Origin of the sequence: Algibacter miyuki (assembly GCF_030409805.1) — a bacterium.
Taxonomy (GTDB): Bacteria; Bacteroidota; Bacteroidia; order Flavobacteriales; family Flavobacteriaceae; genus Algibacter; species Algibacter miyuki.
Genome location: NZ_JAUFQP010000007.1, coordinates 534,051 through 547,403 on the forward strand (window position 1 = coordinate 534,051; position 13,353 = coordinate 547,403).

The window sequence follows — 13,353 nt, forward strand, 5'->3', positions numbered from 1 at the left end:
TTTTTATTTTCCAATGTTAATGTGTATGTAAGTTCTAATCTCCCATTCGTTCCCATTACCAAAACCAACGGGACTAATTATAGGTTCATTAGAAAAATCATCTTCTGTAGCCATTGGACTATATCTGTTTGAATACTGGTCTAAAGAACGCCATGTTCCTCGAATACCAATTTTAGTATCTGGTAAAATAAACCAATCGGGTTTACCTAAAGTTGTAGATAAATCGAGCATTAATTGCACCGGATAGGTCATGTTATAATCACGGTGATAATCAAAAGGTCCCCAATCATTAATCTTAAAAGAATGTACTAATTTCAACTTGTTGTAAATAACTCTAATATCACCACCAACACGATTAATTACTCTTTCACTATCGCCATTGGCTTGTCCGTTACCAGCATAAAAGTTAGCAATAAGCCCCAAATCTGGGTTTATTTTAGAAACCAAACGCGTATTGGCTTCCCATAAATCTTGAGCCGGAGCAGAGTTATCAAAAGCAAAAGACGTTCTATCTGCTAAAAAACCAATAGCAGCATCTGTAGCTGTAGGTTGATGACGATAAACGAAACCAAAATTCATTGCAAATTTTGCATCTTCCGATCTATCGTTATCCCACTCATACATCCATGTTCCAGGTGTAGGATCGTAAGTAAATAAAATCTCACCAGCCGTAGTTTCTCTATTAGAACGTACAGCAAAAGGATCATCTTGAACATTTCTAAGTCTTCCCGTACCTGTAACATCATTCGGCATAGCATCTACAATTGGTTTTTGCCATAAAAAGTTTGGTGCAATTTGAAACTCACCAAAAGAATATGTAAAACCAGATAAAACGTTTGTTTGGTTACCACTACCAGAATCTTTAAGTTTCCACCCGGTATACGTTTGTGTTTGATCGGCTCCACCATTAGCCACTAAGCCCATTGCAGCACCTTGTGCATACCAATTAAAAGCCCCTTTACTATATGTTACTTTGGCCTTAGCACCCCAGTTATCGCCAGAATTAATTTCATCTTGATAAATAATATATTTTGAAGATGACGCATTACTAGCATCATAATTAGGATTATTTTCGGCATTTTGAAATGTTCTACCGTTTAATGGCTGACCACCCCAAATACCACCAACTTCTAAACCTAAATCTCCAAATTGTCTTTTAGCATATACAGTTAATCGACGTGTTTTTGGAATGGGAATAGCGTATGAAGACACGGCTTCTCCAATATCATCAATATCTTCATGATACACGGCTGCCAAATCGAATTTACCTATTTGTTTTTGGTATTTAAGTAATACTGCTGGGTTTGCACCCCACCATAATTGAGGACCAAAAGCAGCTTTTAAACCTTTTAATCCTTTTTTTCCATCGACTTCAAAACCTAATACTTCACCATTATAGATATCTAAATTATCACCATAATTTGCTTCTGGATATAGGTTAAAGAAATCACCCTCATAAGCCCAATGGTAATGCCCAATACGATAGAATCCTCTTAAATCGAATTCTTTAGCATTCCATTCAAACTCTGCATTGTAAACCTTCACGCGGTTTGGATCTAAAATATCAACATTGCCATCATCTGTATTTACTGAAATAGGTTGTCCAGTATTTTCATAGAAAATTTCATCAATAGGATTTGCCGCCACATTACCAAGTACATTAAAGTTAACATTAGCCCGCATGTTTGATGCTGGATTTCCTTCTACTCCAATGTAATAGGATTGCATATGATCGAAGCCCAATTGGTTTGGATAGTTAGATTCATCTTCATCTGCACTACTTGGCGTGGTTATTAAATTCCCACCTGTATTGAAGGTTGTAAACTCTGCTCTTAAATTACTTAGTTTAATTTTTTCATTTCCTCCCATAGCGGCTTTATCACCACGCGCTCTAAGTACAGCATCCATGATTTCAATATTAGAAAATGCATTATTTACATAATCCAATGTTGCACCTTCAGCATAAGGGTCTATATTGTGTGCTTCTTTTAAAGCATAATAAGCAGCACGAGGATATAATTCATATAACCCTCTACTATTAGTAGGACCTTTGGCACAAATACCAAACCACTCCTCGTTCATATTATTTTCTCCAGGTGCTAAATCTTTCTCATAACCACCATTTGCCCAAGACGCATTAGTATCGTGAACTTCTAAGTTTTTAGTTTGTCCAAATTTCCACCAACCATCGCTAAACTGAAAGGTAAAACCACCAATAGAGTTTTCTGCTTTTCCTAAACCAGCAGCATTTTGGTAAATGTCTTGCCAGTTTCCTAAGTCGTAATAGGCTTGCATTTTTTGATCTTCTTGATTTTCAATAGCATTGAAAGCATCAGATCCAAATTCGGTAAATAAAATTGGTTTGTTTAGTTTGTCTTTTACTTGTTGAAACGCATCTCCAAAAGATACCCCACGATACATATTTGTTCCGTAAATATCAACGTCTTTACATTCTTCAGCAATAATATCTATAAATAATAAATCACCATTACAAATTGCTATAGGGATTGAAGCATTGATACTTTTCATTTTTACCGCGGCATCATTCATAAGTTTATACATGGGTCTACCTCGTTTTTCTCCAACCGCATTAAGCTGCTCTTCACCTTCTGGAAAGTCTTCAGTTTCAGCACCTGCCCAAAAGAGTCCGTAATTATTTTCGTTTCCTAAAAGGAACATTAATAAGCCAGGAGTGTTTTTATAGGTTTCTGCTAATTCTGTAATTTCAGACATTAAAACTTTTTGTGTTTCAGGATCTCGATAATCTGTAACAGCTTCCCATCCTCCATTTAAGGTAAGACCGTATCTACCAAAAGAATGATTTAGCATGGTATAAATACCATAATTTTCATAGATATAAGTGATCCATTTTGGTTGAATACCGGTGTATTGCCTAATAGCATTTACTCCCATGTTTCTTAACAGTCCCATTTCTGCATCTAATGCTGCTTTAATAACATCATCGGATTGCTTCCATAAACTGTATGAATAATTAGTACCAATAGGAACATAGCCCCAATTCATACCATTAATCATTAATTTCTCTCCATTAACAGAAAGAAATATGCCTTCATCATTATTTTCAACCATTACTTTATCTGCCTGAGCAAAAAGCGACGTTGAAAATAAAATCAAGACTAATTTTAGAAATTTGTTTTTCATAATACTAATGATTTAATTGTCTTAGTTTATAGTTTGTTGAACCACATTTGCTGAATAAAAAGCTGACTTTTATATTTACACATTTGTAGTTTTATAAATTTACTGCATATGTTAAATGTATTAACAAAACATACCGCAACAAAAAACATACATCATAAAAAAATGCAACTATTTTAGTGAATACCCTAATAAATAGCGAGTTTAATTACGAGTTTACTAGAAAGTATGTAATAACGAAATTCCTGTATAAACAAGGTATGTTGTGGTATTGTATAGGTGAAATTTTAAAATGTTGTGGCTACTACAACTCTAAAATGTAGTTTGTTAAACTGGTTTCGTGAGGTAACTCCATTTTCTTGCGTAACCTGTATCGTTTCACCTCGACACTACGAGGAGAAATATTTAATAGAGGAGCTATTTCTTTTGAAGATAAATTTAACCGTAAGTAAGCGCAAAGACGCAAATCATTAGAGGTTAAAGTAGGATGAATTTGTTTGACTTTTTTTAGAAAATCTTTATCGGCATTATTAAACGCTTCCTGAAACAAATTCCAGTCGTCTGCATTATTGATATTCTTATCAATAATTCTAATAACACTCTTCAAGCTTTTTGTTGTATCTGCGTTTTCTAATTCTTTCTTTAAGCTGTTTAAAAACTCATTTTTCTTAATTAAATTCATGGTCGACATACCCAATTCTCGATTTTTATTTTCGATGTCTTCACGGAGTTTATCGTTTTTAAAACGCATTAGTTTCTGGTTATCTTCCAAGGCTTTTAGCTCAAACTCATTAGTGGTTTTTTGAAGTAACCGTTCGCGTTGCTTTTTATAATAACGCTTATAAGCCATGTGCATAAACAGTGAAAACAGCAAAATCCCAATAAAATAAATTACAATAGCCGTATTAGAAAGTAGAAATGGAGGCTTAATTTTAAATGAAAAAGACGCCATATTTAAAGTAGGTTCGCTCCCTATTAAACCCTTAACAACAAACGTATAATTGCCGTAAGGTAGATTTTCAAAAAACACGGTACCATCACTACTCCAATCGCTCCAATCATCATAAAGTCCTTCAAGCTTATATTGATATTTTGGCGATTCAATTTTTAAAAACTGCGGAATACTATAAGAGAACCTAATATTATTATCCTGGTTTTCAAAAACAGAAGCCTCTTGAATACTCACATTACGAAAGGCATTGACATCTTTAGTTCTCCCAGATTCCACACGATTAATTCTAATTTCACAACTCGGATTTAAAATTTTATCAACATCAAAAATAAAATAACCCGTTGCTGAACCTACCAAAAACTGCGTGTCTGAAACATGCGTAATACTCTCAAAACCTATAATATCTCTTCTTACTTCTGAAGGAAAAGAGACGGTCTCAATTTTGTTTTGACTACTTAATTTCGATGCTGTTAAATAATGAATTCCTCCCTTAGAAAAACTCCAAAGTTTATTCGTTTTGACATCAGGTATAAGTTTTCCCGAAGTGTAATTATCACTATCAATTAATTTACTTACTAAACTATCTTTCTGAAATGATCTAGATGCTTTATCATACTTATAAACCCCTTCCTTTGTAGAATAAAATAAATTATTTTGATATTTAACCAAGCTAGAAACCAAACCCTTTTGAAGTCTTTTATCTTTCTCAAAATCAAGAATCTTATTAAAATCACCGTCCAATTTCAACTTAAAAACCCCTTTATATTCGTGACTAACAAAAAGCGTTTCATCATCTAAAAACTCAAAGTATCTACTGGAAATATTAAAACCTTCTATTTTATTTCTTAATTGCCATTTACCATCGATCTTCTCAAGTATATTTAATCCATTATAATTTCCTTGAATCAATAAATTATCATGGTTTTCAATAGTTTTAATTTGCCAAGTTCCTTGCATATTAGCAATTTTTTCAGCCTTATTTCCTTCAACTAAAAATGTACCCGAATTATGGCCACAAAACAAGCTATTATCAATAACTTCTAAACACCACACTTGCCCTTGTGTTCCTGCTATAAACTGAAAATCTGTATCACTTGTTAAAGCCCTTGAAAACAAGCCTTGATTAGACCCCAAATACAGCGTATTATTAAATACTTTAGAGATATAAACACTACCGATAACTCCTTTATTATCTAAATATTGGAGAAAAGGGGATTTGCTATTTATACAATCAATACCATTATCTAAACCCAACCAAATATTAAAATCGACATCTTCAAACAACGCTAAAACGGTGTTATTACTCAATCCATTAGATTGATTAATCTGGTATCTTAAATCTCCTTTTTCCGTTAAATAAATAAGTCCATCGGAAATAGTACCTAACGCAAAACCTCCATCTCGCAACTTAATACCACTAAACACACTCACTTGGTTTAAAACAGTTTCTGCAGTAGTGTGCCACGGCTCTAATTCTCCATTAGTAAGCTGAAAAAACCCACGATCTTGTGTCAAGATTAACAACTTATCATCAAGATTAAATACATTAACAATAATATTATCTTTCAGAACCTCATCATTAGAAACCAAAATATCGCTCCCATTTTCAATTTTGTACAAACCTGCTCTTACATTTTGAAAATATAGCTGGTCTTGCACTTTAAAAAGTCTAGAAATTTTAGATATAGAATTAATAACGCGATACGTATTCTCCGCCTGATTGTAAACATAAATACGATCCAAAGACTGAAATAACAACCATTTATCAAAAGAAACAATATTCCAAATCTCTTCATCTTCTAAAAAATCAACTTTTAACTTATCAGACAAGGATGTGTAATTCAGCAACCCAAAACTATCTTTTTTCCAAAAACCAAACTCCTGAAAACTTGCGGTATACACCAAAGAATCAACAGTTTTCACAACCCGAATAATAGTTTCATTTGGAGAGTTATACAAAGTCCAACGCGCACCATCAAACTCTAAAAGCCCTTTATTATTGGCTACATAAATATACTTATCTTTAGACTGGGCAATAGACCAATTCTGATTTTCGCCTCCATATACTTCAGGAGTATATACTGTAATTGGCGGAAACTCTTGCCCAAAACCGACTACGACCATGAAAAGCCATAAAAAAACAACCAAACAATTATTTTTTTTCATTTTAACACTATGTTGGGTTAACAATGTACTAAAAATCCTTTAGAATAAAGGAGTTTATAAAAATATGTATAGTTCATGTTGTGTTACATTTAAAATATATCAAATAAAATTATTTCAAACTAAAAAAGAAATATTCCATCCACAAGCCATAACATATGCACTTGCTTTCTAAAAACCGATAGGTTATGCTAGTTTCTTTTTCAATATTAATATTTTTCAACTACTTTTAAACATGCCTACAGAAACCACAACGTCTGATCTTAAAAATTCGGATAGCACACAAACCCAATATAAAACTATCGAAGCTGCTCTGCCAAAAGATCTACTAGATGGGATTAATTATGATGAAACTGATAACACGAAAGTTACGTTAGTGCTTTTTGCTCCGGAAAAACAGTTTGTACATGTTATTGGTGATTTTAATAACTGGACTATAAGCGACGCTTTTCTAATGAAAAAAGACAGCTTAAAAAATCGGTTTTGGTTAGAATTAACAAACTTAACACCGCAAAGCAACCACATGTATCAATATTTCGTGGATGCTACCATAAAAATTGCAGATCCTTATTCCACCATAGTTTTAACCGAATGGAACGACCAACATATAAATGCAGTAACTTATCCTAATTTACCAGCATATCCCACAGGAAAAACCAACCATCACGTTACTTTACTACGCACTGGTGATGCCGAATATAATTGGCAAATCCATAATTTTACACCACCCCAAAAAACCGATTTGGTTATTTATGAATTGTTAATTCGTGACTTTGATGCTTTACATAGTTTTGATGCTTTAAAAAGCAGACTCGATTATCTAGAAAACTTAGGCATTAACGCCATAGAATTGATGCCTATTAATGAATTTGATGGCAACGAAAGCTGGGGTTACAATCCGTCTTTCCACATGGCACTCGACAAATATTATGGTACCCAAAACGCGTTTAAAAATTTAGTTGATGCATGCCACCGTCGTGGTATTGCTGTTATATTGGATGTGGTTTTTAATCATGCATCTGGGCAAAACCCATATTACCGCCTTTGGAATACCGATAACGGAAATTACTCTGGTAAAGCGACAACTAAAAATCCGTTTTTTAACAAAATTCCTAAACATGCTTATAATGTTTTTAACGACTTTAACCATAGTACAACCGCCACTAGAGAATATGTAAAACGCATCACCCAATTTTGGATAGACGAATATAAAATTGATGGTTTCCGATGGGATTTAACCAAAGGATTCACTCAAAATTGTAGCGAAAATAATGAGCGTTGCACAGGCCGTTTTCAGCAAGACCGTGTTGATGTTTTAAAAACTTATGCCGATTATCAATGGGATAAAAAAGATGATTTCTACATCATTTTTGAACATTTAGGGGATATTACTGAAGAAAACGAGTGGGCAAATTATCGTATAAATGAAGGTAAAGGCATCATGCTCTGGAATAACCTAAACGGGCTTTACAACAATGCCACTACAAGTATTCATTCCAAAGGAAAATCGAACTTCGAAAACATTTCTTATAAGAAAAAAGGATTTGCTCAGGCTAAATCAGCAATAAGCTATATGGAAAGCCATGATGAAGAACGCATGATGTACCGCAACTTACATTTTGGAAAATCAAACAAAAATTACAACGTTAAGCTTATAAACACCGCTTTAAAACGCATGGAATTAGCTGGCGCCTTTTTCTTTACTATACCAGGTCCAAAAATGATTTGGCAATTTAGTGAATTGGGTTACGATATTTCCATAGATGAAAACGGGCGTACCGGAAATAAGCCTATTCATTGGGAATATTTCGAGAACCCCAACCGAAAAAACATTTACAATACGTGGGCGAAACTCATTCGTTTAAAACAAAACGAACCTATTTTTAAAACTACGAACTTAAAAGTAGACACTAACAAGAAATCGGGTTTAAAGCGTATTCATCTCACTTTAAGTAACGCCACTTCAAAACAAATAAAAAACCTTACTATTATTGGCAATTTCGGAATTACCACACAAAACATTAACCCAAGTTTTCAACAAACAGGCACATGGTACAACATACTAGATAAAAACACACCTCTTGAGGTTACAAATACCAAAGCACTAATAACTTTAGCTCCCGGAGAGTTTATTATTTATAGCGACAAACCCTACCACCAATAATGAATTGAAACGGTTTTTTGACATAAAAAAAACCTGATTATCCTACATTAAAACAATCAGGGTTCTTAAGTTTATTTTGAAAAATTTTATTTCACTGTAAAAGTTTCTTTCAGTTTGGCTGTAGAATCTCCACCAACCCAAACATTGAATTTTCCAGGTTCTACTTCCCAAATTTTATTTGCGGTATAAAACTGAAGCATTTCAGAACCTATAGTAAACGTCACCGTTTTTGTTTCACCAGGTTGAAGCATTAACTTCTCGAAACCTTTAAGTTCTTTTATCGGCCTTACCAAACTTCCCACTAAATCACGAATATAAAGCTGAACCACTTCCTCGCCAGCTCTATCGCCTGAATTTGTAACCTCAACACTCAAATTAATTTCACCGTTTATTGCGATTTCGTGGGTATTTAACTTCAAATTAGCATACGAAAATGTGGTATAACTAAGTCCGAAACCAAAAGGATACAATGCTGCTTTTGGCGCATCTCTATACCCCGAAAACGTCACGTGATTTTTACTGTACGGACGCCCTGTATTTTTCTGATTGTAATACAACGGCTCTTGCCCCACATGATGAGGAAATGATACTGGTAATTTACCTGAAGGATTATAATCGCCAAAAACCACATCTGCAATTGCATTTCCAGTCTCTGATCCTAAATGCCAACACTCTAAAATGGTTGGTACAATTTCTGAAACGCGACTCAAATCCATGGGACGGCCATTCATTAAAATCACTACAATATTTTTATTCACTTTATAAACAGCTTCTAATAATTCATTTTGAAGCCCTAAAAACCCAATATTAGTTTGGCTTCTCCCTTCTCCGGTTTGAAACGCATTTTCACCGATAGCTAATAAAACAACATCAGATTTTTTTGCTGCCGCAACCGCTTCCGCAATACCTGATTTATCTGTAGTATTAAATTTTAAAGGATGTAAAAATTGATTTGCTCCAGCCTCTAACGTTGGAATGGTTAAATCTACACCTTTTGCATAATTTATAGTAGTCGTATTTCCTACCGCATTTTTAACGCCTTCTAACAAGGAAATTGCTGAATTATATTCTCCTTTACCACGCCAATTTCCCAACGGGGTATCTTTATCATTTCCTAACGGTCCAATAACAGCAATACTTTTCACTGTTTTCAACAAGGGTAGAGTTTGATTCTCGTTTTTTAGCAAGACAATCGATTTTTTAGCCACATCTCGAGCAATCGCTAAATTTTCAGGTGTGTAAACTTCATTTTTCTCACGCTCTTCATTGCAATATTTATAAGGATCGTCAAAAAGCCCCATGTCAAATTTCAACCTTAAAACCCGTTTTACGGCATCGTCAATTTGCTCAATAGTAACTTTCTTTTCGTTCAGTAACGCTTCCAAATGCGCTTCATAAGCATAAGACTCCATATCCATATCGCTTCCTGCATTTAACGCTATTTCGGCAGCATGCTTTTTATCTTCAGCATAGCCATGCGCTTGCATTTCACCTATAGACCCCCAATCGGAAACCACCAAACCTTTCCAATCCCACTCACGCTTTAAAATATCACGTTGCAGCCCTTTGTGTCCTGTTGCCGGAATACCATCGATATCATTAAAGGAATTCATAAACGTTGCCACACCCGCTTCTGCGGCCGCTTTAAACGGTGGCAAAATGGTGTTATGTAATTCGTTATCGCCAATATTTACCGTGTTATAATCTCGTCCCGCTTCTCCAAAACCGTAACCCGCAAAATGTTTAGCACAAGCAGCAACCGTATTTACGCTAGATAAATCGTCACCTTGCAACCCTTGGATTCTGGTTACACCTACAATAGAATTTAAGTACGGGTCTTCGCCTGCACCTTCCATAGAACGCCCCCAACGAGCATCTCTAGACACATCAATCATGGGAGCAAACGTCCAGTTTAAGCCAGAAGCAGCACTTTCTTTAGCCGCAATTTCAGACGATTTTTTAATGGCTTCTAAATCCCAGCTAGCAGTTTCGCCTAACGGAATTGGGAAAATGGTTTTATAACCGTGAATAACATCGTAAGCAAAAATTAAAGGAATTTTCAGCCTAGAATGTTCCATGATAATTTTTTGAGTTTCCCGTATACTAGCAACCGAAGTAATATTAAGCATAGAACCTACTTCACCTTTTTTAAGTTTTTCCAACTTATGTTGATCGCCGTTAGTGGACGACGGACCTGTAGCATTCCATTTTCCACTGTATTGCACTAATTGCCCAATTTTTTCATTGAGATGCATTAAAGCTAAAACTGAGTCTACTTTTTGTTCCGTTTTATCATTTTCTGAATGATTTTGAGATGTTTTATCACTTTCATTTTTACAGCTTATCACCATAATTATAAAGCAAAAAACGAAAGGAAACTTTAAACTTTTTTTAAAAATTATCATAGTAATGTCTTTTACTTAATTTTGAGTTCTACTAATACAGGAAAATGATCGGAAGGATATTTTAAATCAACATTACTTGACAAAACGCCATACTTTTCAACCTCAACATTATCTTTAGACACTATAACATAATCAATTCTACGCGTTACAGGGGTTTCGAACTTAAAACCATTAAAGGTTCCGTTAGAACCAAAATCAACTTTTGCCAAAGCTTTGGTATCGTCCATATTTTGCTTCAATTTTAAAATGAGATCACTGTCTGGTTCTACATTAAAATCGCCTGTTAACACCACAGGATAATTCTCCGTATTTAAAGCTTTAATTTTTTGCTGAATTAAAGCCATACCTTCCAATTGAGCTTCGTAACCTTTATGATCTAAATGAGTATTAAACATCCAGAATTTCTGATTCGTATCCAACTGCGTGAACAAACCATAAGTACAAACTCTAGGATAAGCAGCATCCCAACCTTTAGAAATTTCGTTAGGAGTTTCTGAAAGCCAAAAGGTATTTTCGTTTTCAACCTTTAACTTATTTGCATTATAAAATATAGCTGAAAATTCACCTTTATTTTCGCCATCGCGCCCAATACCAATGGATTTATAATCTATTAAAGCTCCCTTTAAATCGGCCATTTGATTTGGCTTTGCTTCTTGAACACCCAAAATATCTGGGCTATTAAACAGCACTTGTGCGCTTAACACATCTTTTCGGTTTGGCCAGGCATTTTCACTATCAGATGCCACATCTAAACGAATATTGTAAGTCATCACTTTTAGGCTTTGACTTTCTTTTTTAGTTTTATTATTACAACTCACTATACTCAAAATTAGAGCGAGACATACTAAAGTATTGTATTTCATATCTATTTGTTATTTACCTTTTTTTTTGTTGAAAAACGCGCACATAATCGACCACCATTTTCTGCGGAAAAATGGAATCATCAATACCTTGTCGTCCACCCCACATACCACCAACGGAAACATTCATTATTAAATAAAATTTCTGATCAAAAGGCCATTCAGCAGTAGTTTTATGTTCATTTTCAATGTGATTATACACCACTCCATCCAACATAAACTCTATTTTTTCGGGTGTCCATTCCACAGCAAACACGTGAAATGTCTCGTTTGGATTATCAATAAAAATGGTTTTCCCTTTTTGTGTGCCTTTCATATGGTTGTATGCCTTAGTATGAATAGTACCGTGAATGGTATCATTATCATAACCAACATGTTCCATGATATCAATTTCGCCACTTTCTGGCCAGCCGATATCTTTTCTATTTTCGCTCAGCATCCAAATTGCTGGCCACATACCACGACCTTTAGGTAATTTCGCTCTGACTTCGATACGGCCGTATTGCCATGCCGCAAGCCCTTCAGTTTTTAATCTAGTCGAGGAATAATCTGCGCTATCAATTTCAGCTTTATATTTTTGCCAACCTTTAATCTCAGGGTTTTTAAAGTCTTTATTTGCAACTTTTTCTTTATGAGCTTCAATAATTAAATGTCCTTTTTCTACCCTTGCATTTTTTATACTATCGGTAAAATACTGTTTTTCTTTATTGGCTTTAAACCCGTAATCATACGTCCATTTGGTTGAATCAGGCTTACCTTTATAATTAAACTCATCGCTCCAAACAAGTTCATACCCTTTATTTACTGGGCTGTTTTCAGCGATTTTAAAAACCAATTCAGGTTCATCTGTGGTAATGTAGTCAAACTCATTAACGAGCAACCATTCGATATCTTCAGTTTTATCGGCCACCCAAGCATTTAAAATAAGTCCGTTTACTTTAGCTTTAGGTATCCACTCGGGATGTTTTTTCAATTTATAAATTAAATAATCTAACCCTGAAATATTATCAGCCTTTAAGGTTTTAGGAGATTTTGAACCATCTAAATATTGCGTTTTTGCTTGCGAATCAAGTGTTTTGACTTTCTTGAGAATATCATAACTAAAACTAATGTAAGACAAGATATAAGGTTGGGCATTTAGCTTTTTAACCAAAGCCACGACCTTTTCGGCAATGTCCATATTTCGACCTTTAATTTTTGAAGGTTTTATTTCGCAAACCAAACCTGTGGAGTCATTATCGGTAATCCCTGCTAAAATATAATCCTCTAAAGTTGGTAGTATCTCGCCGTTTGATAGTTTGAATTTAGATAATTCGGCATAGGTAGATTCTTCTATAAATAAACCATTGTATTCTGCATCATGAGCAATAATAAGCACATTATCCGAAGTCATTCTAACATCAAATTCTGACCCCGTACATCCCAAATCAATAGCCTGTTTTAATGAGGCAATTGAGTTTTCTGGTAAGTTTTGAGTTTTCCATGCACCACGATGGGCTACGACAGGATTTTCAGCAAAAGTGATACTGTTTTTAGCCGACTTATTACAAGCCGAAAAAACTAATAACACAGACAATAGAATGAGGTAACGCATAAAATGTTTTTAAAAATATGTAATTCATAGTAAATAAAACCTAAGAACCCGACATG

General features: G+C 34.5%; 6 protein-coding genes. 1 reads left to right on the forward strand and 5 read right to left on the reverse strand.

The window, feature by feature from the left end:
• Positions 1–3 precede the first annotated feature (3 nt).
• Together QWY92_RS05310 and QWY92_RS05315 are read right to left on the reverse strand one after the other, a co-directional pair.
• Entirely contained in the window at positions 4–3,162 is a 3,159-nt protein-coding gene (locus QWY92_RS05310; RefSeq protein ID WP_290269091.1) for a glycoside hydrolase family 2 TIM barrel-domain containing protein, read from the reverse strand.
• 301 nt (positions 3,163–3,463) lie between these two features.
• A complete protein-coding gene (locus QWY92_RS05315) occupies positions 3,464–6,277 on the reverse strand; it encodes a helix-turn-helix and ligand-binding sensor domain-containing protein (protein ID WP_290269093.1) in 2,814 nt (937 codons plus the stop codon).
• A 232-nt stretch (positions 6,278–6,509) separates the two neighbouring features.
• Between QWY92_RS05315 and QWY92_RS05320 the strand changes: the two genes are divergently transcribed.
• Entirely contained in the window at positions 6,510–8,438 is a 1,929-nt protein-coding gene (locus QWY92_RS05320) for an alpha-amylase family glycosyl hydrolase (protein WP_290269094.1), read from the forward strand.
• Between the two features lie 86 nt (positions 8,439–8,524).
• On the opposite strand, the gene bglX is transcribed toward QWY92_RS05320, so the two are convergent.
• The 3 genes from bglX to QWY92_RS05335 form a co-directional block, all read right to left on the reverse strand.
• Positions 8,525–10,789, reverse strand: a complete 2,265-nt coding sequence (gene bglX, locus QWY92_RS05325) for a beta-glucosidase BglX (RefSeq protein ID WP_290269097.1) — start codon at positions 10,787–10,789, stop codon at positions 8,525–8,527.
• Positions 10,790–10,854: 65 nt separating this feature from the next.
• Positions 10,855–11,706, reverse strand: a complete 852-nt coding sequence (locus QWY92_RS05330) for an endonuclease/exonuclease/phosphatase family protein (RefSeq protein WP_290269099.1) — start codon at positions 11,704–11,706, stop codon at positions 10,855–10,857.
• Between the two features lie 13 nt (positions 11,707–11,719).
• Positions 11,720–13,297 (reverse strand): family 16 glycosylhydrolase, encoded by a 1,578-nt coding sequence (locus QWY92_RS05335; RefSeq protein ID WP_290269101.1) that lies wholly within the window; start codon positions 13,295–13,297, stop codon positions 11,720–11,722.
• Between the last annotated feature and the right edge of the window lie 56 nt (positions 13,298–13,353).

What these genes read in the sequence shown, in the direction of transcription:
- QWY92_RS05310 (WP_290269091.1), bottom strand. Translation starts at nt 3,162, where the DNA reads ATGAAAAACAAATTTCTAAAATTAGTCTTGATTTTATTTTCAACGTCG.
- QWY92_RS05315 (WP_290269093.1), bottom strand. Translation starts at nt 6,277, where the DNA reads ATGAAAAAAAATAATTGTTTGGTTGTTTTTTTATGGCTTTTCATGGTC.
- QWY92_RS05320 (WP_290269094.1), top strand. Translation starts at nt 6,510, where the DNA reads ATGCCTACAGAAACCACAACGTCTGATCTTAAAAATTCGGATAGCACA.
- bglX (WP_290269097.1), bottom strand. Translation starts at nt 10,789, where the DNA reads ATGGTGATAAGCTGTAAAAATGAAAGTGATAAAACATCTCAAAATCAT.
- QWY92_RS05330 (WP_290269099.1), bottom strand. Translation starts at nt 11,706, where the DNA reads ATGAAATACAATACTTTAGTATGTCTCGCTCTAATTTTGAGTATAGTG.
- QWY92_RS05335 (WP_290269101.1), bottom strand. Translation starts at nt 13,297, where the DNA reads ATGCGTTACCTCATTCTATTGTCTGTGTTATTAGTTTTTTCGGCTTGT.